The sequence below is a fragment of the Fictibacillus sp. KU28468 genome (genome assembly GCF_026153615.1).
GTDB lineage: Bacteria > Bacillota > Bacilli > Bacillales > Fictibacillaceae > Fictibacillus_C > Fictibacillus_C marinisediminis.
Window position 1 is genome coordinate 3,066,185 of the sequence record NZ_CP110666.1, and the last position, 24,033, is coordinate 3,090,217.

Annotated in this window: 25 protein-coding genes and 4 pseudogenes; 8 read left to right on the plus strand and 21 right to left on the minus strand. The window is 44.1% G+C overall.

The window, feature by feature from the left end; translation table 11 throughout:
- Positions 1 to 684 (plus strand): DUF2642 domain-containing protein, encoded by a 684-nt coding sequence (locus OKX00_RS15950; protein ID WP_265407989.1) that lies wholly within the window; start codon positions 1 to 3, stop codon positions 682 to 684.
- 107 nt (positions 685 to 791) lie between these two features.
- Positions 792 to 1,658 carry an NAD(P)-dependent oxidoreductase gene (locus OKX00_RS15955; protein ID WP_053355018.1) on the plus strand — a complete coding sequence of 289 codons (867 nt, stop codon included), beginning with the start codon at positions 792 to 794 and terminating at the stop codon, positions 1,656 to 1,658.
- A gap of 77 nt (positions 1,659 to 1,735) precedes the next feature.
- Here the strand turns inward: OKX00_RS15955 and OKX00_RS15960 are convergent, their stop codons facing one another.
- From OKX00_RS15960 to OKX00_RS15975, 4 genes are all read right to left on the minus strand, one after another.
- Positions 1,736 to 2,908, minus strand: coding sequence for an aminotransferase (locus OKX00_RS15960; RefSeq protein ID WP_265407990.1), 1,173 nt, complete (start codon positions 2,906 to 2,908; stop codon positions 1,736 to 1,738).
- Positions 2,905 to 3,399 carry an Lrp/AsnC family transcriptional regulator gene (locus tag OKX00_RS15965; RefSeq protein ID WP_062239822.1) on the minus strand — a complete coding sequence of 165 codons (495 nt, stop codon included), beginning with the start codon at positions 3,397 to 3,399 and terminating at the stop codon, positions 2,905 to 2,907. The genes OKX00_RS15960 and OKX00_RS15965 overlap by 4 nt, the downstream gene beginning before the upstream one ends.
- Positions 3,400 to 3,851: 452 nt before the next feature.
- Entirely contained in the window at positions 3,852 to 5,177 is a 1,326-nt protein-coding gene (locus OKX00_RS15970) for a GntP family permease (protein ID WP_062239719.1), read from the minus strand.
- 157 nt (positions 5,178 to 5,334) lie between these two features.
- Positions 5,335 to 5,910, minus strand: coding sequence for a GNAT family N-acetyltransferase (locus OKX00_RS15975; protein WP_265407991.1), 576 nt, complete (start codon positions 5,908 to 5,910; stop codon positions 5,335 to 5,337).
- A gap of 153 nt (positions 5,911 to 6,063) precedes the next feature.
- On the opposite strand from OKX00_RS15975, the gene OKX00_RS15980 reads away from it, so the two are divergent.
- Positions 6,064 to 6,966 (plus strand): DMT family transporter, encoded by a 903-nt coding sequence (locus OKX00_RS15980; protein ID WP_265407992.1) that lies wholly within the window; start codon positions 6,064 to 6,066, stop codon positions 6,964 to 6,966.
- An 86-nt stretch (positions 6,967 to 7,052) separates the two neighbouring features.
- Here OKX00_RS15980 and OKX00_RS15985 read toward each other — a convergent pair whose 3' ends face one another.
- On the minus strand, positions 7,053 to 7,676 hold the full coding sequence (locus OKX00_RS15985) for a CatB-related O-acetyltransferase (protein WP_062239713.1): 624 nt from the start codon (positions 7,674 to 7,676) through the stop codon (positions 7,053 to 7,055).
- Between the two features lie 211 nt (positions 7,677 to 7,887).
- Here OKX00_RS15985 and OKX00_RS15990 point away from each other — a divergent pair, with 211 nt between their 5' ends.
- Positions 7,888 to 8,424, plus strand: a complete 537-nt coding sequence (locus OKX00_RS15990) for a DinB family protein (protein WP_265407993.1) — start codon at positions 7,888 to 7,890, stop codon at positions 8,422 to 8,424.
- A 51-nt stretch (positions 8,425 to 8,475) separates the two neighbouring features.
- Here the strand turns inward: OKX00_RS15990 and OKX00_RS15995 are convergent, their stop codons facing one another.
- From OKX00_RS15995 to OKX00_RS23385, 7 genes and pseudogenes are all read right to left on the minus strand, one after another.
- Positions 8,476 to 9,648, minus strand: a complete 1,173-nt coding sequence (locus OKX00_RS15995; protein WP_265407994.1) for an iron-containing alcohol dehydrogenase — start codon at positions 9,646 to 9,648, stop codon at positions 8,476 to 8,478.
- 90 nt (positions 9,649 to 9,738) lie between these two features.
- Positions 9,739 to 10,650, minus strand: coding sequence for a LysR family transcriptional regulator (locus tag OKX00_RS16000; RefSeq protein ID WP_265407995.1), 912 nt, complete (start codon positions 10,648 to 10,650; stop codon positions 9,739 to 9,741).
- Positions 10,651 to 10,738: 88 nt separating this feature from the next.
- The gene (locus OKX00_RS16005; RefSeq protein WP_265407996.1) at positions 10,739 to 11,245 is read right to left on the minus strand and encodes a GNAT family N-acetyltransferase; all 507 of its coding nucleotides are present in this window, start codon (positions 11,243 to 11,245) and stop codon (positions 10,739 to 10,741) included.
- Between the two features lie 96 nt (positions 11,246 to 11,341).
- Positions 11,342 to 11,455: a GNAT family N-acetyltransferase gene (locus OKX00_RS16010; protein WP_265407997.1), complete on the minus strand. Its 114-nt coding sequence runs from the start codon at positions 11,453 to 11,455 to the stop codon at positions 11,342 to 11,344.
- Positions 11,445 to 11,612, minus strand: coding sequence for a hypothetical protein (locus tag OKX00_RS16015; RefSeq protein WP_265407998.1), 168 nt, complete (start codon positions 11,610 to 11,612; stop codon positions 11,445 to 11,447). Before OKX00_RS16015 ends, OKX00_RS16010 begins: the two co-directional genes overlap by 11 nt.
- A gap of 36 nt (positions 11,613 to 11,648) precedes the next feature.
- Complete coding sequence (locus tag OKX00_RS16020) at positions 11,649 to 12,110, minus strand: DUF1697 domain-containing protein (protein ID WP_265407999.1); 462 nt, start codon at positions 12,108 to 12,110, stop codon at positions 11,649 to 11,651.
- A 13-nt stretch (positions 12,111 to 12,123) separates the two neighbouring features.
- Positions 12,124 to 12,183: pseudogene (locus OKX00_RS23385) on the minus strand (DUF1697 domain-containing protein); the annotation flags it as partial.
- A gap of 164 nt (positions 12,184 to 12,347) precedes the next feature.
- Between OKX00_RS23385 and OKX00_RS16025 the strand changes: the two are divergent.
- The 3 genes and pseudogenes from OKX00_RS16025 to OKX00_RS16035 all read left to right on the plus strand — a co-directional run.
- Positions 12,348 to 12,578: pseudogene (locus OKX00_RS16025) on the plus strand (sporulation protein); the annotation flags it as partial.
- A gap of 46 nt (positions 12,579 to 12,624) precedes the next feature.
- Positions 12,625 to 13,020 (plus strand): competence protein ComJ, encoded by a 396-nt coding sequence (gene comJ / locus OKX00_RS16030; RefSeq protein WP_265408000.1) that lies wholly within the window; start codon positions 12,625 to 12,627, stop codon positions 13,018 to 13,020.
- 46 nt (positions 13,021 to 13,066) lie between these two features.
- Positions 13,067 to 13,294, plus strand: a complete 228-nt coding sequence (locus OKX00_RS16035) for a hypothetical protein (RefSeq protein WP_265408001.1) — start codon at positions 13,067 to 13,069, stop codon at positions 13,292 to 13,294.
- 151 nt (positions 13,295 to 13,445) lie between these two features.
- Here OKX00_RS16035 and OKX00_RS16040 read toward each other — a convergent pair whose 3' ends face one another.
- From OKX00_RS16040 to OKX00_RS16070, 7 genes and pseudogenes are all read right to left on the minus strand, one after another.
- Positions 13,446 to 13,628, minus strand: coding sequence for a hypothetical protein (locus OKX00_RS16040; protein WP_265410621.1), 183 nt, complete (start codon positions 13,626 to 13,628; stop codon positions 13,446 to 13,448).
- Positions 13,618 to 13,894, minus strand: a pseudogene (locus tag OKX00_RS16045) (zinc-binding dehydrogenase); the annotation flags it as partial. The gene OKX00_RS16040 and the pseudogene OKX00_RS16045, both read right to left, overlap by 11 nt.
- A 275-nt stretch (positions 13,895 to 14,169) precedes the next feature.
- Positions 14,170 to 15,135 carry an aldo/keto reductase gene (locus OKX00_RS16050; RefSeq protein ID WP_265408002.1) on the minus strand — a complete coding sequence of 322 codons (966 nt, stop codon included), beginning with the start codon at positions 15,133 to 15,135 and terminating at the stop codon, positions 14,170 to 14,172.
- 45 nt (positions 15,136 to 15,180) lie between these two features.
- A pseudogene (locus tag OKX00_RS16055) lies at positions 15,181 to 16,036 on the minus strand (pentapeptide repeat-containing protein).
- Between the two features lie 40 nt (positions 16,037 to 16,076).
- Positions 16,077 to 16,931 (minus strand): aminoglycoside 6-adenylyltransferase, encoded by an 855-nt coding sequence (locus tag OKX00_RS16060; protein ID WP_265408003.1) that lies wholly within the window; start codon positions 16,929 to 16,931, stop codon positions 16,077 to 16,079.
- A gap of 24 nt (positions 16,932 to 16,955) precedes the next feature.
- The gene (locus OKX00_RS16065; protein WP_265408004.1) at positions 16,956 to 17,210 is read right to left on the minus strand and encodes a hypothetical protein; all 255 of its coding nucleotides are present in this window, start codon (positions 17,208 to 17,210) and stop codon (positions 16,956 to 16,958) included.
- A gap of 77 nt (positions 17,211 to 17,287) precedes the next feature.
- Complete coding sequence (locus OKX00_RS16070) at positions 17,288 to 18,538, minus strand: MFS transporter (RefSeq protein ID WP_265408005.1); 1,251 nt, start codon at positions 18,536 to 18,538, stop codon at positions 17,288 to 17,290.
- Between the two features lie 325 nt (positions 18,539 to 18,863).
- Between OKX00_RS16070 and OKX00_RS16075 the strand changes: the two genes are divergently transcribed.
- Entirely contained in the window at positions 18,864 to 19,514 is a 651-nt protein-coding gene (locus OKX00_RS16075; RefSeq protein ID WP_265408006.1) for a glycosyltransferase, read from the plus strand.
- A 46-nt stretch (positions 19,515 to 19,560) separates the two neighbouring features.
- Here OKX00_RS16075 and OKX00_RS16080 read toward each other — a convergent pair whose 3' ends face one another.
- Complete coding sequence (locus OKX00_RS16080; protein ID WP_053355040.1) at positions 19,561 to 20,523, minus strand: LacI family DNA-binding transcriptional regulator; 963 nt, start codon at positions 20,521 to 20,523, stop codon at positions 19,561 to 19,563.
- Between the two features lie 145 nt (positions 20,524 to 20,668).
- Positions 20,669 to 24,019 carry a GH36-type glycosyl hydrolase domain-containing protein gene (locus OKX00_RS16085; protein WP_265408007.1) on the minus strand — a complete coding sequence of 1,117 codons (3,351 nt, stop codon included), beginning with the start codon at positions 24,017 to 24,019 and terminating at the stop codon, positions 20,669 to 20,671.
- Positions 24,020 to 24,033: the final 14 nt, after the last annotated feature.

Sequence of the window (24,033 nt, forward strand, 5' to 3'; positions counted from 1 at the left end):
ATGAAGAATGATTTAAGTAAAGAGTTTCAAGAATTATTGGACAATACCGTCTCAATTGAAGTATCTGGCGGGCACCATCACGCAGGAGTTCTAGTTGATTTGGGACCGGACATTTTTGTATTATTTAATGGCATGGAGTACCTATACATCCCCTCTATCCATGTCCATAACATCCGAAAAATAACTGAGCTGGAAGAAGACCCGATAGTAGCTCCTGCGGAAGTTCCGATTGACCATCATACTGATAAAATATCGTTCAGAAAAACGTTAATGAACGCCAAAGGGCTTTTTGTAAAAATCTATGTGACCGGGAACAAGACTCTACACGGCTACATTACAAGCGTCATGAATGACTATTTTGTCTTCTATTCCCCGGTATATAAAACAATGTATATTACACTCAGCCACTTAAAATGGCTGATTCCCTATAAAGATAACGTCACTCCTTATACGCTCAGCGTAACAAGTTTGCCGATCAGCCACAGCTCCCTCCCCCTTGCACGCACATTTGATGAACAATGCAAAAAACTTGAGAATCAAATGATCGTTCTTGATCTGGGAGACCATCTGCAAAAAACAGGTTTATTGAAAAAAGTCTTTGAACATAAGCTTGCACTAACCAATGCTGAGGGCGAGACTGTCTTCTGGAACCTTCATCACCTCAAAATTATTTACGCGATATAACCCGCTCACCAATTCAACACGAATTGGTGATTTTTTTTGGCACAATGCCGTTTATTCGCTATCGTTCGTCTGGAGGTTTAAAATAAAAGTATACAAGGAGGGATCACATGATTGGATTTATCGGACTAGGCATTATGGGAAGCCGTATGGCAGGCAACCTGATTTCGGAAGGACACGGGCTCACTGTCTACAATCGCACAAAAGAAAAGGCAGACGGTTTACTGGACCAGGGAGCTTTGTGGGGAGAAACACCCAAAGAAACGGCCAAGCATTCAGATATCCTTTTTACAATGCTGACTAATCCTAAAGCAGTTGAAAGCGTTGCTCTTGGCGAAGATGGTTTTTTGCAGCATTTGCCAAAAGGATCCATATGGGTAGATTGCAGTACAGTTAATCCAACCTTCTCGAGACGCATGGCAGAAGAAGCCAAAAAACATGACATTCGCTTTCTGGACGCACCTGTTGCAGGCTCGTTAAAACCTGCTGAGAGCGGAGAGCTAGTCTTCCTGGTTGGAGGGGAGGCTGAGGTTCTTGATAAAGTGCGTCCGTATTTAAATGTCATGGGGAAAGCCATCAGCCACCAGGGGGATCATGGCAGCGGCACGTCCATGAAACTGGTTGTCAACTTAATGCTCGCTCAATCCATGGCTGTCTTTGCAGAAGCTGTCAATTTTGGAGAATCACTCGGACTGGAGAAAAAAAACGTCCTGGAGACGCTGATCGGCGGGCCAACAACTGGAGCGTTTTTAGCCGGCAAAAAGGACAAACTGCTTACCAATCAATACGAAGCAGAGTTTCCTCTCGAACACATTCAGAAAGATCTTAACCTGGTAACCGGAGAAGCGTATCATAACGGAAGTGCTTTACCCATCGCAAACCTGACAAAAGAAATATATGGTTTGGCGAACCAATACGGATTAGGAAAAGAGGATTTTTCCGCCATCTACGAATTTTTGCGCACGCCACAGAAATAGAATACAAGTTTAGGTGTTTATATAAACAAAAAAGGCTGTGCACTGGAAACCCCTTCCCATGCACAGCTCACCTACAACTATAATGTCTTCACAAATCGATCAATTCGGCGCATGGCTTCTTCGAGCTTTTGAATCGAAGTGGCATATGAACATCTTACATGGCCTTCACCGCTCACACCGAATACACTTCCCGGTACGACAGCTACCTGCTCTTTCATCAAAAGCTGTTCGGCAAACTCTTCGGAACTCAGTCCCGTCTTCTCGATGGAAGGAAAGACATAAAATGCACCCCCTGGAATATGGCAGGAGAGCCCCAATTCCTCCAGGGCATGGGTGACCAGGCTGCGGCGCTGGCGATAGCTTTCCTTCATTCTAACAACGTCCTTCTGTCCGTTCACAAGTGCCTCAAGGGCGGCATGCTGCGCCATCGTCGGTGCGCACATCATCGTATACTGATGAATCTTCAGCATTGCCTGCAGGATATCTTTTGGTCCGCAAGCAAAGCCCAGTCTCCATCCGGTCATCGCAAACGCTTTTGAAAAACCCGAGATCAAGATGGTACGTTCACGCATGTTCCTTACCGCAGGAAAACTTGTATATGGTTCATCATAGGTTAGCTCAGCATAGATTTCATCTGAGATAACGAGCAGATCATGCTTCTCTACCACTTCTGCAATTTTTACTAGATCACTTTTGGACAAAACGGTTCCTGTAGGATTGTTCGGGCTGCATAACAGGATGGCTTTCGTTCTTTCAGTGACCGCTGCCTCAATATGCTCAGGCTGCAGCTTGAACTCATCTTTACTGTATGTATGAACCGGAACAGGTACACCGCCAGCCAGCGTTACGGTTGGAGCATACGAAACGAAGCTCGGCTCTACGACAATGACTTCCTCACCGGGATTTACGACGGCACGCAGCGCAATGTCGATCGCCTGTGAGGCACCCACCGTAACAACCATTTCATCCTCTGCACTATAGGTAACGCCAAAACGCCTCCTCATGTAGCGGGAGATTTCCTTTCTCAAATCGAGCAGCCCTGCATTCGCCGTATACGCTGTGTATCCTTGTTCAAGAGAATGATAGCTCGCTTCAATGACGTTCCATGGCGTCACAAAGTCCGGTTCACCAACCCCCAATGAAATAACATTTTCCATGGATGAGGCAAGATCAAAAAAACGGCGGATACCGGATGGCTGGATTGCCTGCACGTTATTCGATAAATATTTTGACGTCTGTTCTGTAATCATGGCGACACCACAATTCGTTTATCTTCCTCATTCTCACTGAATACAAGTCCGTCATGCTTGTATTTTTTCAAGATAAAATGGGTGGTTGTGGAAATAACAGAATCGATGGTTGATAGTTTTTCAGAGACAAACCTTCCGACTTCAGCCATTGTTTTCCCTTCAATGGAAACTGACAAATCGTAGACACCTGACATGAGATAGACCGCTTTCACTTCTGGAAAACGGTAGATCCGTTCAGCCACTTTATCAAACCCTACTCCGCGCTTAGGTGTGACCTTGACGTCAATCATCGCGGTAACTGCTCCCTCATCTGTGCCCTTTGTCCAATTGATGATAGCTGAATATCCGAGAATGACTTTTTCGTTTTCAAGCTTTTTAATAATCTGTTTCGTTTCCTCTTCTGATATGCCCATCAGTTTGGCAATCGTTGATGTTTCAAGGCGGCCGCTTTTTTCAATAAGCTGCAGCAATTCACGTTCTTTCGCATCCATTCCAATCACTCGCTTTACGTAGAATATGATGAACATTATAACAAATCCAAAGACAATGGCCACCCGGAAATTTATTTTTTAATGCAGATGTAATTTCCTCGCAGTGGTACAGAGATGTATTGGAATTATTTGTTTCTTCTAGTACACTTTAAACCATAGATTACTTAAGGAGAGTACAAATGTTTAAAATCTTTATCGTAGAAGATGACAGCCGCCTTGTCGAATTACTGGAAAACTTTTTGCAGAAGTATGGATTTGTAACGTTCGCAGTCAAAAACTTTGATGCTGTGACAGCTGATTTTCAAGCGTTCGATCCCCATCTTTCTTGTTGCTCAGGTGCTCTACTTTCTTTTCATCAGGCAGCGATATTTGCGCAACTTAAGAAAATCATTGATCTAAAAAAATCCAGTAAAAAAAGCATTGGAAAATCATTCCAATGCTTTTTTGCCATCTTATACAAACATGTTCAGTATCAGTGCTCCCCCGAAAGCAGTGAAGGACAGAATAGTTTCAAGCACAGTCCATGTTTTAAAGGTTTCATTCACTGTTAAGCCAAGATATTCTTTTACCATCCAGAATCCGGCATCATTGACATGAGAGAACATAAGTGAGCCTGCACCCGTTGCAATGACAAGAAGTTCAAGGTTAACGCCAGACATATGTTCAATAATAGGAGAAACGATTCCCGCCGCCGTTGTTAAAGCGACGGTTGCGGACCCTGTTGCAATCCGGATCAGACCCGCAATTAAAAAGGCCAGGACGAGTGGAGAAAGTGATAAGTGCTGAGACATCTGCCCAATCGTATTCCCTACACCGCTGTCAATTAGAATTTGCTTGAAACCTCCGCCAGCACCGATGATGAGTATGATGGAGCCAACAGGAAGCAGGCTTTCTTCAGAGAATTTTTTCAGCATATTCCTGTCCATTCCTTGACGGATACCAAGGAAATAAAATGCAGCAAACACCGCGATCAGCAAGGCAATAATCGGACTTCCGATAAATGCCATAATCTTTTCTGCCCCTTTGGAAATCGCCATATAAGGTGCGACTGCTGCCAATACCATCAATAGGACAGGCAATAAAATAATAAAGAATGAAAGTCCTGTATGAGGAAGTTTTTTATAATTGGTATTGAAGCGGATCAGCTCAGGCTCCCCCTGAGGCACAACACGTTTATGAACCCATTTTGCAAAAAGCGGTCCTGCAATTATGGCAGCTGGAATAGCGATGATCAGAGAGTAGATCAATACTGTACCCAGGTTCGCCTTGTAAATGCTAATCGCTGTCAATGCTCCAGGGTGCGGAGGCACAAGTCCGTGCACGATAGATAATCCTGCAATAACAGGCAACGCGATCAATAAGATATTTTGTTTTGTTGTCTTATGAATAGAAATAACAAGCGGCAATACGATCAGGATTCCGACTTCAAAGAATACAGGTATACCGATGATGAAACCTGAGAAAAGCATTGCCCATGGCAATTTCTTCACACCGAACTTTCGAACGAAGAAATCAGCAACCTGCATTCCAGCACCTGATTCAGCCATCATTTTTCCTAAAATTGTGCCTAGAGCCAGAATACCGACTAAATGGCCTAAGACTCCGCCGACCCCTGTTTCGTAGGCGCTTACAATTTTGTCAAGAGACAATCCTGTAGCGATGGCCAGAAATAAACTGGCCACAAGTAAACTAATAAAAGCATGCCACTTTAACCATGATACACCAAGAATAACGATCACAATGGCTAGTAACGTGACGAGAAGCAAATAAGCGTCCAAAATCGTTCCACCTTTCTAGAAAACCCTTTCATTTACATTAAACATTATGCTGCTTGTTTCACAAGAAAGAAGCAACACTTAACATTTAACAGACTTAATCTTATCAAAAAATTGCACAGTTTGCACAACTATTTGCTTATGGTCTTTTTTACCATTATCATGCCAAAGTTCGCTGCTGCTTAGCGTTCCTAAAATAAACACGATGATCGGTCCATTCCCCAAACTCAAAAATAAAATCTCTCCTTACACATTCGAATTCCATACCAACAGATTCAGCCAATTTTATAGAGGCAGTATTGTCCATATTAATGTGGGCTTCAATCCTGTGGTATCCTAGCTGGGTAAAGGCCATATTCAGTACAGCTTTGACTGCTTCTTTTCCATAGCCATGCTCCCAGTATGTATTTAATATCGTATAGCCTATTCTTCCCCATTGAAATTCATTCCGCATCAAGGTTGATAGATCGATAACGCCGACATGTGCTCCATCGTCTTTTCTGAACACACCGAGGATATAGGCTACATCCTTATCCATTAATTGCTGGTGTTTGTTTACCATTTCATCAAACCAGGCTTCGGTATAATCAGACAAATCGATTTTGCCTTCATCAAACTTATTGCGCGCTGGATAACAATGAGAATATTGAGTGTACCAATTTCTGTAATCATTGGTTATATAAGGTCTGATCACAAGCCGTTCTGTTATTTCTTCCAGTTTTATTACACGAACCATGGTCTTCAGCTCCAACCTTTTCATTGTAAACTATTCCAAATTATAGTAACAAACGTTCTTGGAATCGGAAAGAGGAAAGAGACCTTTCCTTTTTCCTTCATTTGCATTACGATAAATGAATTGAAACCGTTTATGAGAAAGAAGGAAAAAAACATGATTCGTTTATATGCTGCACTTGCGGGCTTAAGTCTTATTTGGGGACTATCTTTCGTGTTTATGAAATGGCTGCTTGAGCCTGCTGGCGTATGGGGAGTCGTATTTTTACGGACACTGGCGGGAGCACTTATTCTTTTACCAGTTATTTGGAGCAAGAGAAAAGAGATAAAAAACAAGCTTCCCATTAAATGGCTGATCATTACCGGAATTTTCAACTGCGGTTTAGCTTGGGGACTGATCTCATTAAGTGAGACAGTCATCCAGTCCAATACGGCTTCCATCCTAAATGCGACGACACCGATCTGGACCGGTTTAATTGGTTTCTTTTTGTTTTCCTACAGGTTAAACAAGCAGCAGTGGATCGGAATTCTCATTGGATTTTTCGGCATACTGGTTCTTATGGACTTTCAATTCGGCCATTTGTTTGGAACTCAGTTCGTAGGAATCGGCACGATGCTTCTTGCCGCCGTCTGTTACGGCCTCTCTGGACAGCTCACCAAAAGGTATTTGTCAGGAGTCGGCGTTGCCGTCATTACATTTTTCACCTTACTGACTGGTGCAGCCGTCGGCCTAATCGGCGTACTTTTTACCGAGCCTGTTCATTTCCAGCAGCTTCTTCATCCTAAGCCGTTGTTTGCCTTGGTCGGCCTCGGTTGTTTTGGTTCCGGTCTGGGCCAGCTTATCTATTTTTACTTGAATAAAAACGGAAGCCCTGAGTTCGCAGCTACAGTCACCTACCTGATCCCCGCCAGCGCCATGATTTGGGGATATGTCCTTTTGAGAGAGCCTGTTACCCCCAACTTGATTATCGGCCTCCTCATCATCTTTGCCGGGGTTTATCTCTCATCGAAAAAACCCAGAACAAACAAAACAGGAGTGAAACTGAAGAAATCTTCTTGAGTTAAGTGGAATACGCGCCAATCTTCAACAAATACGCACCAATTCAAAAAAGAGGCACTCCATTTTTAATCGGGTGCCTCTTTCAATTATCCTCGTATGTGCTCTTTATATAGTTCTTTTATTCTCCCAGAACAGAGGAGCTTCATATATCTCTTTATTTTCTCTTCTGGCCAGCCCCACCATCTCATCTCCATCAGCATACTGATCTGAGTATCAGTAAACCTCTTCTTAATCACTTTGGCAGGGTTTCCGCCTACGATCGTGTAAGGTCCGACGTCTTTTGTAACCACTGCCCTCGCCGCAATAACCGCTCCATCACCGATTCGTACACCGGGCATAATCATTGACTCCGTTCCGATCCACACGTCATTGCCTATTACTGTATCACCTGAAGGTCTGTACCCGTCACAGCTCCCTCCCCAGTCATCATCTGTATAAAAGAAAGGATAGGTTGTCGTCCAGTCGTACCGATGACCTTGGTTTCCTGACATGATAAAGACAGCACCTGAACCGATCGAACAGAATTTGCCGATGATCAGCTGGTCTTCACCCTTTTTCTCAGAAAGGTATCGAACACAATAATCTTGAAAATGCTCCTTGTGATAAAAACCAGAATAATAGGTATATTCCCCGACTACAAGATTCGGATTGGTTACATGCGCCTTCAGCATATGGCTTTTTTTCCAGCTTTCAAACTCGTTCTTTTCCATTGTTTTTCCCTCCTGAAAAGTATTGACTGTTCTTTTGCAGGAGGGTTATTTCACTGTTTTCACCATCTCTTTCACCCCAAACTTAATTATCCCTAAATTCCATATACATCCATTTTAACTTTAATCTCCATTCTGATGCCAGACAATTTTGTTTATTCTTTTTAAGGTTCATATTATAGTTACAATAAAACGATTAGAGGGGGATATTGCATTGCGAAGCAAACCAGATACAAATGAGTATAATTCCTATTACGAGAAATACATAAAGGCTCTGCCTGAACAGGACATCGTCAGTCTATTAGAAGAACAGGCTGAAGAAACGCGGCAGTTGGTACAAAACCTTACCGAACAGCAAGGACTGTTTAGATATGGGCCTTACAAGTGGAGCATAAAAGAAGTCATCGGGCATATGACGGATACGGAACGAATTATGGGGTTTCGGCTGCTTTCGATCGCACGAGGCGATAAAGGGATGCTTCCTGGTTTTAATGAAAATGCCTATGTGGAACAGACCTACTTTGACAGACAGCCGCTTTCTGAGTTATTACAGCAAGCACAAGTTGTCCGCCAGTCTACGATACTGTTAATAAAAAGCATAGATGAGGAAACATGGACCCGAAGAGGGAATGCAAATGGTTCAGACGTTACTGTCAGGGCTATTGCTTATATTATTGCAGGCCATGAGAAACATCATCTTGGGATTTTAAAGGAACGTTATTTTAGCAGCGAAGATTTTCCAAGGCAATAAGAAAACAAGCTCTCATCCCCTTTAATGGGTGTAATGAGAGCCTGTTTTTTATTAAAGTGATCTTCTCAAAATATCCATCACAGATTCCGGATCGAGCTCTTTATAAGTGCCCACTCCAGGTTTGATAAACGTTTTTTCGACGATGCTGTCAAATTGGCAGTCGTCTATGCCATAGTCACGAAGCGTACTTGGTGCACCAAGCGAGTTCCAGAAATCCCGGAGCGCTTTTGCGCCATCTTTAGCCAGTTCACTGTCGGTCTTGCCGGAAGGATCCATTCCAAAAACATTAACCGCAAGCTGCTTCACACGCGATGGATCTTCCTTCAGGACATGCTCCAGCCAGTTCGGGAAAAGGATGGCCAAACCGCCGCCATGCGGAATGTCATATAGAGCAGAAACCGCATGCTCGATCCTGTGTGTCGCCCAGTCACCTCCATCTGTCCCATTCAACAGCGTATCATTGAAAGCGGTTGTGCTTAAATACATCATCGTTTCCCGGAGGTCAAACGACTGCATGTCCTCCAAAAGCTTTGGACCAGTTTGAATGGCGGTACGAAGTAAGGATTCGATAAAGCCGTCGATCATCGGTGAATTTTTTGTACGGTGGAAATAGCTTTCAAGCGCGTGAGACATGCTGTCCACGATGCCATAAACCGTCTGGTCGCGGGGAACAGAAAAGGTATAAACTGGATCTAGAATCGAAAACACAGGATGAACATGAGGCGACGACCAGCCAAGCTTATCCTTCGTATCCCAGTTCGTAATCACTGATGTCGAGTTCATCTCTGAACCTGTTGCAGCCAGCGTTAAGACCGTACCGATTGGCAATGCATCCTTAATCTCTGCTTTGCGGGTGATCAGATCCCAAGTATCACCATCATACTTTGCACCAATTGCGATGGCTTTTGTGCAATCAATGACACTGCCTCCGCCTACTGCCAGCAGCAAATCGATTTTTTCTTCTTTACAGATGTCTACGCCTTTATGGACGGTTGATAAACGCGGGTTCGGTTCTACGCCTGACAGTTCAAAGACTTGAGCTTCTGCATGATTTAATTCATTCATCACTTCATCATAGACTCCGTTTTTCTTGATGCTGCCTCCGCCATATACGACGAGTACTTTTACTGAGCTGCCTAATTTATCAAGCTCTTGGGACAGCTGGCTGATTTGTCCTTTCCCAAAAAATAATTTCGTTGGATTATACTGAACGAATGTATTCATCTCTTTATCAGCACCTCTGTTTATTGGTTTCCTTCTCACTTTATCAGAAAGAAACCAGCGAGAGGTATGGAGAATTTTTAATAGTCATTATCAATTATTTTGATGATCTGTGTCGTTAACGAGTTCAATAAACTGCCTTATTGGTGTGGAAAGATATTTTTTCTTGCTGTAGATGATCTGAGAATAGAGATGGATGCTATCATCTTCAAATGGAATCCTTTGCAGTTTTCCAGAAGCCAATTCCCTTTGGACTGCGATTTCGGGTACAAGGGCTACACCCAGGTCATCAGCTACACACTGCTTAATGGCTTCCAGGCTGCTGAAAGAAATCACGGATTGAGGCTGTATGCTATGTTCGGCAAGGAGCTGTTCAAGAAGCGTTCTGTACGGGCATCCCTCTTCTGTCAGAATGATGGTCTCGTGTTTTAAATCACCGGCCGCTACACTGTTTTTAGTGCTCCATTCATGCTTTGGTGAGGCTACCATAACCATCTGCTCTTTTCTGATCGGAATAACCTCCAGATCGTTTGACGACTGAATTCGGTCAAGCAATACGGCAATATCAAACTTTCCTTCAAGAATACCTTGAACGAGGTTTGGACAGAGTCCAGCTTCAAGCATAATTTTTAGTGATGGATGCTGATCCTTTAGCGCTTTGATGTAAGGGGTAATAAAATAAGCCGCCAATGATTCCACCGTTCCAATCCGTATACTGCCTCGCAGGTTTCTTTCATCGGTCAGGCGCTCGCTCGCTTCTTTAAGCAGGCTGAGGATTTTGTCCACATAAAAAAGCAGATCCTCCCCTGATTGGGTGAGCACCATCTTTTGTCCGGAACGCTCAAAGAGCCTTACTTTGTATTGGTCTTCCAGTTTTTTAACCTGGGTGGTCACACTTGATTGCGCGTAGCCCAGTTCCTTACCAGCCCGGGTAAAGCTGCCCCACTTCGCCACTTCCTTAAACGTATAAAAATAGTTTAAATCCATAAAAACCTCCGTCGCCATCTTCTCATCTCCCGTTATTTTACCATGGAAGCAGGAGGATTAGTCTTTTGCAGAAAAGAGTTGAGATGGTCAGCAGCTTAGATTACCGTTATTTCACAAACAGTTCCATATGGTCCTCATCATAAAAAACGCCGTCGACCTGCATTGCCCTTGTTTCCGTTCCATACGATGCAAAGCCCAATCTGGTATACAGCTTTTTTGCGCTTTCGTTGCTTGAAACGACAGTCAGGTTGATCTTCTCGATTTCTTCCATATCCTTTGCTTTTTGGATCGCAGCTTCCATTAAAGCTGTTCCTGCACCTTTTCCCCTGCTGCGGGAGGTCACATACATGGCAAAGATATTGGCTTTATGGCTCATTTTCCTATGGCTTTCTTGTATGAGGGTGACGATGCCGACCATGTCTCCATCTAAAAAGGCGCCGAATGTATGGCTCCCATCAGCACTGAAATTTTCTTTTACTTGTTCAATCGGATTCTTCCGCTTAACCGCTTCCTCATAACTCGTTGCAAATGCCTCTGGAGAAAGCATCAATGCCTCCAGCCTTAGTGTCCAATATTCCTCAGCGTCCACTGCTGCCAGTTCTCTGACTTCCATTTGAACTCCTCCTATTTTTCCAGCGATTTGTAAAACCCTGCCCCTGTCTCTTCAAAACCTCTGTTTTAATAAAAGAGATGGAACTCCACTCTCCGTTTACCCGGTATTCACAGCCAGCTTTCGAACGCCCTTTCTGCCTGCCCACCCTTCAGCCTGTTCGAGCAGCTGCTGGCCGATCTTTTGATTACGAACCTCTTCTTTAACAACCAACGCAATAATTTTCTGCTACAATTGTGTGGTAATCAGGATGAACTGCGATTTTAGCAAACCGCTCCTCCATCGCTTTTGTTTCTGTTGGATACCCTAGTTCTCCCTTCAAATCTGCAAGTTCAGGGATATCCTTCTCCTCGGCTTCTCTCAATAACATATTTCTTCTTCCTTTCTATTGATCCATCTCTTCTTTCTATTCGTCGATGGTTCTCCCCAAGGCTGCCATCTTATTGACGGTGTTCCAATTTCTCATTGTGCCGGGAATCTTCAATTTCTGAACAGGAAATTTTATGTCTCTAAGGCTTTTACGGTATAAAAGATAAAGTTCCCGGTTCCTGACCACAAAATCCAGGTCCTCATTTTTATAGGGCTTCAGTATTTCAATGGCTGATTCCGCTGGCTCCTCCGGAAAGAAGATAACGTGAATCGTTTCACCCTCTTTTAATTCATAGACTTCAAATGGAACGGAGGAGATCGCTTCCTCTAACTCATGCTGAGTTCTCAGCATGACGGTTACGTCAAAACCAAATTCCTCAAGAATTTTGTCTTCTATTTTTTTCTGAAGTGTCTTCTCCTCTTCATCAGCTTGAAAAATGACATTCCCGCTCTGAATGTATTTTAACCTTTTGAAGCCCCATCGATTCCAAAAGTCCACGCAAAGTTTCCATCTTTATTTTTTTATGGCCGCCTACATTAATTCCCCTCAGCCATGCAATATAGGTTTTCATATCTCTTCCTCCTTTTGCTTTATTTAAATGAAGAGTCAGCTTAGGGCAGCTTTCCTAGTTTTTCATTAAAAAAGCATCAATTCTACGATGGTCCTATTAACCGATAAAATCCCTTAACATTTCAGTAAAACCAATTTAATGATATAGCACTATTATTTAAGAGTACAATAAGTAACGGGGGTGCCGATCAGCGCAGAGAAGAGTCGCTTAAAGGCATTCCTACCAAGCCGGGCTACGATCGAGATGAGTGGCCTATGGCGATGTGCGAAGAAGGCGGATACGGGGCAGACATCCGCTATGTAACTCCATCCGATAATCGTGGTGCAGGTTCTTGGGCCGGCAACCAGCTGGAAGACTATCCTGATGGAACTAAGGTTTTTTTCATCGTTCAATAAGGTAAACATGAAGAGCGTTTAACTTTTCAAAAGGAGGCACACCGATTTGATAAGTGAGCTAACCGTTTCCTACTCCCAATTAATTGTATACAACAAAGGGATCAAAAAACCCTTTTTAGACTGGACAGCTGCCGATATCAAACGTGGCTACATCCTGAGGGACGGACTCATTTCTTTCGAGGCAGTGTCGGACTACAAATGTGAGATTGCTGTCTCTTCACCTCTCCATTATGACGAAAACGTGAATTCAACGCGCACGTTTTCTCTTCCTTTCAAGGTTGAAGCAGAAGGAATCATGGTATCAAGCGTTGGTGCCAACAGCTTGGAGTTCACCATTGAACCTGGTGAATATACACTCTTTGCTGATACCGTTCCACTGGGGCAGCCGAAAGCGAACGGCCTGTATAAAGTGCGCTATGAACTGCAGTTTGTACCAAATTAAAACGAAGTGAAGTGAGGAAGGGGCTGTCCAAGAAGTCTGTAAGCTGTTGATTTCCGTTCCAGGCTGCTCGCTTTTACCGGCGCGAGCTCCTACTTTCGCGGGGCGTGCGGTGAGCCTTACCGGCGTGAACGCCTACTTTTTGGTGCAAGCACCGGCGGGAGTCTCACCTGTCACGCTAGTCCCGCAGGACAAGGAAGGCTCCGGCAGCTTTTTATCGCACGAAGAAAATGTGAAGTTCATTTTCGAGGGGTCTCGCATCTTCCACTTCAATTAACTTTTCATTGAAGATTTTTCAAGCCAAAAAGGGGGTGCCTGAAGGTCAATTTTCGACTTTCTGGACAGCCCCTTTTTTGCATTTGGAAAAATAAACTGAAAAACAATGCCGCACGAATATTACACCCAAGTGCTAGAAAGCGCTCAATGCACTAAAAAAAGCTTTCAAAGTTCCTTTTTGCACTTCGGGGATCATTGACAAGTGTTCCGCTGTGAAACTTGTGATTCATGGCGTTATCCCGCCATGCTTTAGTAGAATCATAGTACTCCTGGTTCAGGTCGACGGGTGAGATCAAGATCCCTTCTCTATCCTTTGCAAGTGATGGCTGCAGCATCTTCTTTAACTGCGTTTACAGTAAGTTCAGCTCCTAAATCCTTTGCAAGTTCTAATTTATCATCACTCGTATCCACTGCACAATATGAAATCCCATGGCTTTAGCATATTGGACGGCTACATGGCCAAGACCCCCGATTCCGAATATCGCTACCCAATCACCAGGTTTAGCTTCACTTACTTTTAAAGCTTTAAAGGTGGTAACACCTATAAAGATTTTGGTACTTTAATCACATAATCAGCATCTGCTTTGCAATATTGAGCATAAGCGTTAAGCCATAACGCATTCCTCCCGAATATTAGTCTGCCTGCTCAACACACGCTTTGTTCCTGCTCTCTTAGTACACCTTGATTGTAATGGATTTACTTGCAGGAGTATGTGATGAATTTCACATATAAAACTAAAAAAAGACAGACCAGCGGCCCGTCCCCAAGACTTATTTATTTCCCTTTATCCAAACGGCTTTAATAATGAAGTACACACGCTGATCCAAAATTTCATCATCTGCTGATCCCTTCTGCTTTTGAACGGTGTGAACCTCTTAAACTACTATTTCATTCACTTTCTGCAGCAGCTCTTCACTCCATCGCCAATCGCTGATTTTTACAGCATCTGTGACATGATGCACTTTGCTTGCCCCAACGATGGCTGAAGTGACTGCAGGCTGATTTAAAACCCAGGAAAGAGCGAACTGTGAGAGGCTCACCTTGTTTTTCTCAGCCAGTTGGCGATACTGGCTGACAAGTTCAAAATTTCGGGGAGTGAAATAATTTTGAATGAGCCGCTCTCCCTTTGCCGCCCGGCTTTCTTCAGGAACATCATCAGCATTCTTATATTTACCGGATAACATCCCTCTGCCCAATGGGCTGTATACCATCACGCCGACCTCTTCAGACTCACAAAACGGCAGCAGCTCCTGTTCAATCTCTCTGGACAGCAGATTATATTGCGGCTGCACAGAAACGTATTTCTCCAGATTCATTTTTTCACTAATTCCATGTGATTTCATGATCTGCCAGGCGGCATAATTTGAACAGCCGATATATCGCACTTTACCGCTTCGTACGAGATTATCAAGTGTTCGAAGCGTCTCTTCCAATGGTGTGCTGTTGTCAAAAAAGTGAACCTGGTACAAATCGATGTAATCGGTTTGCAGGCGGCTCAGAGATCGATCTACTTCCTTCATTATATGACCACGCGATAGACCGGATTCATTCTTGCCATGGCCCATTCGGATGCCCACTTTTGTTGCTAAGACGACGTTCTCTCTTTTTCCCTTCAGTGCCCGTCCGATAATTTCTTCAGACTCTCCTGTTCCATAGGGAATCTCCGTATCCTGGCCTTTACCATAATAATTGGCCGTATCAATAAAGTTGATGCCCTGTTCCAGTGCGCTGGCTATGATGGAATGCGATGCCTCCTCGTCAATCCACCTGCCAAATGCCATCGTTCCTAAACAAATCGACGATACATCCAATCCTGTCCTGCCCAATTTTTTATAGTGCATGCTATCACCTCTTAACTACAGTTCTACCACACCTTTTCAGAATGTTTAAATTTTTCGGCTTGGATGCACCCAATGTGCTGGCTTTGTGAGAAGCCGCGGCAGCTTTGTCCGGGCATCTCCTTTTGCGGCATTCACTTGGGCTTGAGTGAGAAAAATGCTTCCCGTCAGATCAGCGCCTCTAAGATCAGCATCCCGGAAATCTGCTCCGATAAGGTCTGCCCCCCTAAGATCGGCTTCTCTCAGATCGGAAGCAATAAAATAAGCCCCTCTTAAGCTGGCTCCTCTAAAATCTGCTTTTCGTAAAGCAGCTCCCATAAAGTCCACTCCCCGGCCAAAGCTTTTCTTAGGATGTTGGGAGTGAATATGCTTTCGATACAATTCACTGACTTTTAAAAGAAGAGCATTAACAACTGCCCGGTGTGCCGGTATATCCAGTTCAACAATATCCTTAGGATCAAGCAGGGTAAGCCGTTCTGTCTTACTGAACACTGATCTCAGATGATCACGAATTGGAAGCGAGGTCTCCAATGTCAGTGCTTCATCCAAATACCAAAGCATTTCTTGAAGCTGCTGCATTTTAGGAAAGACGGTAAACATCAGATCTGCTCTGACTGAATCTGTTCGCCAGTCTTTGCCCTCGAACGTTACTTTTGAAACTTTTTGCCCCGCTCCAAAACAGTCATATACGGAACAGCCTCTGAACCCTTCCTGTCTTAAATTTTGATGAATCGAGCATTTAAAATCCAGTGTTAAATTGGAGCAAGGAACCCTACCGTCTTTATCGACTGGGAAATCTGCCGATGAAGCAAAAGGCAGTGCCGTAGAAGCAATTCTCACAATCAGCACGTAAATCATTTCGGTTTGTTCGTAGCTGTCTTGTACCATTGGCAGTATTAGACAATACGTACACCCTCTTTGTTTAAATTTTTATCGTTTCAGTTTCAATACATCCTGTTCGTATCTGCAGGCAGGTGACGGATATATTTTAAATGTGCGGTTACTTTTTGGTCTTCCTCATAGGGATAACTGAATCCCAAGCAGTCTGCAAGTTCAAAGGCTGCCTTCCGGAAAAGGCTGCCCATCTCGAAAAGGGCTTCCCACATATTCTCATACTCACCGTCCGTATAGGTTTTAACGAACTGAACATACTGCTCAGGCTTAAGCAAGAACATGAAATACTTGCCGTGCTTTCCGGAGTCTACAGAAAAGTCGTGCCTCATTCCAATATGCCATTTCAGCATAAGTACTAGCATATCGCGGACTGGCCCGTCAAACATCGCTTTGGCATATGGAAGTTCACGCCTCCATAATCCTTTGGCAATATAGGTACTCACCCACCAGAACTCGTTGCAGCAATCCGAAAAATCTTTTTCTGAAGGACGATTTGTTATGTAGTCTCGATTACTTGATTCAGGCAAATCAGGAAAAATCCCGTCCTTGTCCAGAACCACCTTACTCAAGCTGTCATGCACCATGTCTTGGACCTTTTCTTCAGAATAAAAAGTAAGATCGATACGTTCACCATCCATAAACTGCATCAGATACGTAAACTTTTCGTTCGTTCCCCATAACTCCCGCGTCCCCATGGCATCAGGAGTCTGCATGATCATGATTTCACCGAATGATGAAATCCAGCTTCGGTTTTTAATATAGTACGGTACATCTTTTGTAACAAAAAGAACATCGTAGTCTTGAAAAATATCCGGCGGCACGTTCGGATTTACACGAGAACCATTCAAAATAACAGCTCGAATCCGTTTTTCCTTCTTTGCAAACTCTACTATTTTTCCAAGCATGTTTTCCTTCTCCCCCCTTTACTGCTACATTCCTTTTCTTCGGCTTTTTTTCTTTTTTAATTCGTAAATGCTGGTTACATTGTCCTTATGTTTTTTGGAAGAATTTCCGGATCCCGGATACATTGCTGTGGCTGCAACCATACTGAACAGCAGCAGTACGGACCATAAGGTTTTTTTTACCCAGGCAACATCAATCCAGACGGTAAGCAGTCCAATGAAAATGGTCAACACGAACAAACCGATCCATACTTTATATAAAGAATCGCCCCTCTGCTTCATATACTCTCTCCTTCAACCAATGCTTACATTAATGTATGAAAAAAACGCCCGGCTCTACAACCAGGCGTTCATTCATTCTATACTTCTCCCCTAATCTCCTGCTTTACCCCACTCTTTTTCATAAGCGGCAGCAAGGTGGCCACTCCTACAAAAAGGAGGAGTGCCGCCACTTCATAGATCAGAACGATCGATAAGTGCGATTTCATCCAGCCTGCGACCGACATGGTAATCACCATCGCTCCCATAAAGAGCGGATTTAAGATGCCGTTGACACGCCCAATGAATGCCTCTTCTGTATTTTGCAGAATCATTGTATTGATCCCGATATGGATGCATGGCATAAAGAGACCGGAAAAGAATTGAGCTGCAAGTGTGAACCATAGTACAGTTGAGAATCCCATTCCGATAAAACCAATCGCGCTAGCCGCCAATCCCATCGCTAATAGCACCTGTGGCATGATTTTTTTAGACATGGAAATGGTCAATCCTCCCCCAAGAATCATGCCAATTCCAAACGCTGCCATCAGCCATTGCAGCTGTTCTTTAGGAAGTCCGAGCCGTTCAGTTATCAAAAAGACACCGAGCGGCTGAGTCAGGCCGATCGCGAGCCCGGCAGCTGCAAAACAGCCCCCAAGCAAGGTTAAAGGCTTGCTGCCTAACACATAACGAAAGCCATCCTTCATTTCCTGCATTAATGTTGTGGTTGCTTTTTCCTCATCATCTACACGGTCTGCAGGCAGCATAAGAAGGGTACCCGCTGATAATAAGAACGCCACGCCCATGACACCAATCGCTGCCATGATGCCGAAATGCTGATACACGAATGTACCGATAATCGGTCCAAGAATCATAAACAGAGCAAATACCGTTTGATACATCGACATCCCCATTTGGACAAGTTCTGCCGGGACATGAAGCTTAAAGAGCTTCATTCCTGACGGCTGTGAAAACTGAGAAAGGATGGAAGATACGAGGGTCGCAAAGAAAATGACCTTCCAGCTTCCCAGCAACAAGGTTAAAAGAACCACAAATACTGATATTGCACTTAAAAGATCGCACCATACCATCGTCCGCTTCGGTCTCCAGCGGTCTGCAAACGTCCCGCCAATAAAGGAGAACAGAAAGATTGGCGCGAATTCCGCTACCGAGATGAGGGAAACAGCCACTGGATTTTCGTTTGTTTTTTCAATAACGTACAGCAGGATGGAATAGTTCCTTACCCAAATGCCAATCTGCAGAAAAAAAACAGAAAGCAATATCGTCCGGATAAACCGGTTCTGGAATAATGCACCCATGCTTACTTTTGGTTGAGACGTTGTCTCGTTCATAAAAAATAACCTCCTGATCCATCATTCTGGACAGGAGGCTCTTGTTACGCCGCAAAAAAGACAGAGAACATGCGCGCAATTCGGGCATGCTTCTAATTGGGCTGAATCAAAAGGCTGTACTAATCCTATCCAGAAAAAATGATCGCAATTGATTATACGAATGTTTTTCTAAGAAATAAGATTAGTTGTTCATCGCCCTTTGTTCACCCTTCCGATTTTTATTACTTTCATACTACTTCATTATAGATGGAAACTCAATAAGTATTCATAAAAACAGGCATTTTTTCCAAGAATAAGACAGCACGAAAAGAAAAGGAGATAAAGCATGAAAAAACATCTTTTAAAATTTTCAATGCCGCTGTTTGCTGCCTGCTTAATCTTTTCACCTTTAAGCGCTCAAGCTAAAACAGCACCCCGTGTCCAGCAGCAGTGCCTGAGCGTTTCGGCCGTAAAACTTCAGGGAGACTTGCGAAAGCTCTGGATCGACCACACCATCTGGACAAGAAGCTATATTGTCAGTGCAGTCGCAGGATTAAAGGACCAGGATCAAGTCCTGGCGAGGCTTTTAAAGAACCAAAAAGACATAGGAAATGCCATCAAACCTTACTACGGAGAGGCAGCAGGCAATAAATTGGGCGAGCTGCTGACCGAGCACATCGTTCTTGCAGGAAAATTAACAGCGGCCGCTAAAACAGGAAATCAGGCAGACTTTAAAAAATACAACACCGCCTGGTACAGGAACGCAGACGATATCGCACGATTTTTAAGCTCTGCCAATCCGAACTGGCCGGAAAAAACGTTAAAGGAGATGTTATATATCCATCTCCAATTCGTTACCGATCAGGTTGTTGCGCGGCTTAAGCAGGATTGGAACGGCGATATTTCAGCGTTTGATCTTGGCGAGGACCATATCATCAAGATGGCCGATACACTAACCGGCGGAATCATTAAGCAATTTCCTAATAAGTTTCAATAATGCCAAAAGGGAAGGGGCCACCAGGGCTTCCTTCCCTTTTTACTGATTAAACCTTTTGGAGAGACTCTCCCTCTACAAGAGTTACACCGATTTTTTTAGAAGGTGCTGTTTCCTTTCGGATGAGTTTGATCAGCTGCTCGGCCCCTGCCGCTCCCCACTCCCGCTTGGAGTAATCAATAGTTGTCAGGCGTGGATGCGTATATTGTGCGACTTCAATATTGTCAAAACCGATAATGTGAATGTGCTTTCCTATGCGGTACTCTGTTTTAGTCAAGAAATTGTACATGCCGATCGCCATCTCGTCGTTCAGACAAAAGACAGCGACTGGGCCGGAGTACGATTCAACGATTTTTCTCGCCGCTTTCTCACCTGTCGGTTTGTTAAAATCGCCTTGGATGACATGGCATTCAAGGCCGTTCTTTTCAGCCGTGGCCAGTGCCTGCTGCAGGCGCTGATCGGAATCAAAGGACGCTTGAGGGCCTGTCACGATGATCAGCTTCTTATGACCTTGATCTGCTGCATGTTCAATCGCAAGCTTTGCTCCGGTTTTATTGTCGAGTAATACTTGAGTGATATTTTCATGCTCCAGTTCACGATCCAGAACAACAAGTTTATGGCCTCGGTCTGCGTAACTGATCAGTTCTTCACTTGAAAAGTTGGCGTCCAATATAATGGCACCGTCGATCATTCCTTCAGGGAGAAAACGGTGGGATTCCTTGCCGCTGCATACGATCAGCTCATATCCATGGTGTGCCAGCTGATCGAGCATCCCTTGCTGCAGTTCACCATAAAAAGCACCACTGTAATTGGTTAAGAAAACACCGGCAATTTTTGTTTCCCGCTTCTTTAGCGTTCGAGCCGCTGCGTTAGGAATATAGTTCAATTCCTTTGCGATTGCTAAAATTTTAGCGGTGGTTTCCTGCGTGACTTTCCGGCTTCCATTCAAGGCATACGATACGGTTGAAATGGAAACACCAGCTTGTTTTGCAATATCCTTAATACTGACCACCTGGACACACTCCAATCTGTCTATGAAAACGTTATCTCTATTATACATCGTTCTGGCATTTTGATGGTAATTGCTGTTAGATTTGAAAAGTACAAGCGCTCTGTTCAAGTCCGACAAGCGCTCGAGCTGGACACGGTTCCTGCAGTTACAACCTGACCTCAATCACATTTGATACTGACTTATCCTGTTGATATACAGCCTCAAGCTCACTCTTACTGATCTTAAAACCGCCTTTTCGGTAACGGTTAGAGAAACGATCAGCAGAAACCGGATTTCCATTAACGGACACTCCGCTCTCATGTTCCCCGCTTAGATCATAGTGGAACGAAACGGGCACTCCATTCACATGAAAATCAAACACTAAGCCGTCCAATTTTTTAGGCAGAACAGGGTCAATGACAAGGATATCTCCTTCTTGCCGGACGCCAAGACAGCTTGAGATGAGCTGATTCATAAAGATTCCCGGACCGCTGGAATAAATGCGCCATCCGCCCTTTACCTGAACGGTCCCCTCTCTAAGTTCTTTAAAGCGTTCTTGTGCTTCATAACGTGTATTGAATTTACCGTCCGAACTGCTGAAGTACGCATTGCTTTGTCTTCGCTCAGCGTTTGGTACCACATTCTGGATACCAATCGGATTGATCACAGCCAGTCCGTCCCAAGCTTCTTCAGTTTTTCCAAGCTTGGCCATCGCCTCTACAAAACGGATATGAGCGTGGACATATTGAAGGCCCACTTCTCTTCCGAAATTCGCTGCCTGCTCCGCACGTTTAAAATGGGTGCTGACACCTCCTGCATAATGGGCCGGTTGGTTCATGAGCCTTACACCATCCGGGCAGAGCATATGATTTTTGATCAGCTCATAATGTTCTGCTGCCTGTTCTGGACTTAAGAGTTCACTGATCATGCTTCGCGTCATCGGAAGCAGGCGATACTGAATGCCCGTCTTTGTATCCTTCGGGTGCAGCATCAGTTCTTCTTTCCCTGGTTCCTCCATGTAAATAAAGCCTGGAATCACACCGTCTGAAAGAATGTATCTGTTAAAATCAGACTCAATCCCCGCAGCCAAGTCCTTAAGCTCATCTGCCTGGGCTTGATCAATCGCTGCAAGCTGCCTGGAAAATTGAGTCATCACTTGATAGGTTAACGACACGGTCCAGCTGCTGATCATGTATTGTTTCAATTGAGCATTTGCAGGCTGAAGCGTATCATCCCAATCCCCGTCTCCATATGACGAAAGATAGGTATCATGCAAAAAGTTTTTCTTTATATAGTTGATTTGTTTCTTTACGTGGTCAAAAAGGGATTCCTCTTTCACCGTAAACTCACCGTTGTCTTCAGTGTACGGAATGATTTCCTCAAGCAAGCTGTAATCACTTGTTGCCGCTAAATAATCACTGAGCGCTTTTAACGGCCAAACGATAATATCCCCGTGGCTCTCCTGCTGCTGTATTTTGTAATAACGGTCAAACATGAACCACTGCGGCCAATTGCCGGTGCTTTCGTATTGGTGGGAGTAGACTGTCTTAATAATTTCACGAATAGCTTCATAATTTTGTGTCGCTGTAAAATATTCTGCAGGCCCCTGGCATACGTCTCTCGTTCCCCAAGCGGCGCCTCCATACTGTTCCAAGCCATGGGGCACAGAATAATGAACGAGCATGTTGTGCGTATACCACCATGAGATCGCGTTCACCTTCTGCAGTTCTTCATTATCACCGCCATGCTGGCTTACACGAAAGCCTTTGTTAACAGAATGGTAGAATTCCCGAAATCGTTCAATTTCTTTTTCAGTATCTTTCTTGGTGAAATGAGATTCTTCTCCGTAGAGCTGTCCCTGAACAGAAAGCGTCCATTCACTTGCCGCTTCGAGTTCAAGCACAGCGAGCGAACTTGATCCTGTTTCAATGCTCTCGCCAAACAGCCCCTCATCCCTTACCCTCATGTCTGTTCCCGTTACATTCATGTCATATCGAAGGTTCGGATATGTCTTTGCACTGTCTGATGATTCATCTGCAAAGAACGAGAGAACATTCCCGCTTTTCTCCATACGGTACGGGACTTCATATTCATTGTTGTTCATGGAAATCTGGTTCGTTACAAGGAAACGATATGGCTTCCCGCTTAACGATTGGACTTCCAAGTGAATAACAGGAGAATCAACAGTTGTATAGCTGGTGATTCTCAATGTATCCCTGGCAGTTTTATAGAACCAGCGGGCATAATTAAATCCGATCTCGTAGATGGAAGGCATGGTGAGCAAGCGATACTGCCCATCCATTTCCACATAGATCCGCTGTCCGGAAGTTTTCATCACATTCAGCGCATTTCTCATATTCGTCATCATTTTATTGTACGAGGTATTGCCCTTAACGATATGTGAATTAAACACACCAAACATGTAGGAAGTGGACGTAATGACTTCTTCCGTGATGCCTGCATTGTTTCCGGATACAATAATATGTCCGTGGGGCCGTTCGACGATCAGCTCTTTTTCCTTCAGAACCACGTGCTCAAACGTTGCAGTAAAAAAAGAGAGCAGGCATTCACCGTCGTACTCTTCCAATTGGCGATCAGGGTAGAGTTGGTTAAGTTCTTCTTCTGTGAACGAAATAGACGTAAGCGGATCTCCGAATCTGGAGGATAACTGTACTGGCTCTAAAGCATTGTATTCTTCTGGCTTCTGACCTTTGACCGTGTCCCAAGCACTCTGTAACTCTTGTTGAAATGCCAGTTCAGCTACCGCTTCCGGATGATTTTCTTTAAACAGTCCGTAAAAAACAAACCGTTCTTTTCCGGATAGTAATACTCGAGGTGACTGAAGAGCTGTGAATCCAAATTCATATTGATAGACTTCATTTTCAAGCTTTTCTTTTTTTAGGATCTCAGGCTCATTCGTTTCTTTATAGGAGAGCCCGAAGAACTGATATCCGTCCGTCGAAAAGGCTGTGGCCTTTGTTAAAGAACCTTGCTGCAAATAAGGAAACCCTCCGGAGCTAGGCTGGTTTTGACGCGAGCAAACAACATAGCCCTTTTCCCCATCTTCGTAAACAGAATGATCAATATATTGAGAAACGAAAGCTTCATTCGTCCGTACTGCTCCTTTATCTGCAAGCCCGATATCCTGTGCATAAATGACATCAATATCAACGCCTTTGCCTTCCGTTTCAACCTCCCAGAACCAAACGCCCTGGCTGGTAAGGGAAAATGCAACCTTATAGTGCACATCTGCTGACATACCTTCCCAAACCACTTGTGAAGCTGAATGGCTGACCTTGCTGTTGGAATGGCTGCCAAGCATTGGAAAATATTGAATGCTATCCCTGCCGTGAATGCGCAGATACAGATTGTTCAGCGCGCCATCAATTGGATTGGACTGCCATTGGTTAATCATGATTCCTTGATGAACCGCTTCAAAAAGATCTCCGCTGTTTAAAAAAGTAAACCTGTAGTTCCCTGCCTGTATATCAAATGTGGGCATTGTTTTGGTAATCATGGATCCCCCTCAAA

Excerpts from the sequence above, each read along its gene's own strand:
- OKX00_RS15950 (WP_265407989.1), top strand. The coding sequence starts at position 1 with ATGAAGAATGATTTAAGTAAAGAGTTTCAAGAATTATTGGACAATACC.
- OKX00_RS15955 (WP_053355018.1), top strand. The coding sequence starts at position 792 with ATGATTGGATTTATCGGACTAGGCATTATGGGAAGCCGTATGGCAGGC.
- OKX00_RS15960 (WP_265407990.1), bottom strand. The coding sequence starts at position 2,908 with ATGATTACAGAACAGACGTCAAAATATTTATCGAATAACGTGCAGGCA.
- OKX00_RS15965 (WP_062239822.1), bottom strand. The coding sequence starts at position 3,399 with ATGGATGCGAAAGAACGTGAATTGCTGCAGCTTATTGAAAAAAGCGGC.
- OKX00_RS15975 (WP_265407991.1), bottom strand. The coding sequence starts at position 5,910 with ATGGTTCGTGTAATAAAACTGGAAGAAATAACAGAACGGCTTGTGATC.
- OKX00_RS15980 (WP_265407992.1), top strand. The coding sequence starts at position 6,064 with ATGATTCGTTTATATGCTGCACTTGCGGGCTTAAGTCTTATTTGGGGA.
- OKX00_RS15985 (WP_062239713.1), bottom strand. The coding sequence starts at position 7,676 with ATGGAAAAGAACGAGTTTGAAAGCTGGAAAAAAAGCCATATGCTGAAG.
- OKX00_RS15995 (WP_265407994.1), bottom strand. The coding sequence starts at position 9,648 with ATGAATACATTCGTTCAGTATAATCCAACGAAATTATTTTTTGGGAAA.
- OKX00_RS16000 (WP_265407995.1), bottom strand. The coding sequence starts at position 10,650 with ATGGCGACGGAGGTTTTTATGGATTTAAACTATTTTTATACGTTTAAG.
- OKX00_RS16005 (WP_265407996.1), bottom strand. The coding sequence starts at position 11,245 with ATGGAAGTCAGAGAACTGGCAGCAGTGGACGCTGAGGAATATTGGACA.
- OKX00_RS16015 (WP_265407998.1), bottom strand. The coding sequence starts at position 11,612 with ATGTTATTGAGAGAAGCCGAGGAGAAGGATATCCCTGAACTTGCAGAT.
- OKX00_RS16040 (WP_265410621.1), bottom strand. The coding sequence starts at position 13,628 with ATGCTGCAGCCATCACTTGCAAAGGATAGAGAAGGGATCTTGATCTCA.
- OKX00_RS16050 (WP_265408002.1), bottom strand. The coding sequence starts at position 15,135 with ATGCACTATAAAAAATTGGGCAGGACAGGATTGGATGTATCGTCGATT.
- OKX00_RS16060 (WP_265408003.1), bottom strand. The coding sequence starts at position 16,931 with ATGCTTGGAAAAATAGTAGAGTTTGCAAAGAAGGAAAAACGGATTCGA.
- OKX00_RS16065 (WP_265408004.1), bottom strand. The coding sequence starts at position 17,210 with ATGAAGCAGAGGGGCGATTCTTTATATAAAGTATGGATCGGTTTGTTC.
- OKX00_RS16070 (WP_265408005.1), bottom strand. The coding sequence starts at position 18,538 with ATGAACGAGACAACGTCTCAACCAAAAGTAAGCATGGGTGCATTATTC.
- OKX00_RS16075 (WP_265408006.1), top strand. The coding sequence starts at position 18,864 with ATGAAAAAACATCTTTTAAAATTTTCAATGCCGCTGTTTGCTGCCTGC.
- OKX00_RS16085 (WP_265408007.1), bottom strand. The coding sequence starts at position 24,019 with ATGATTACCAAAACAATGCCCACATTTGATATACAGGCAGGGAACTAC.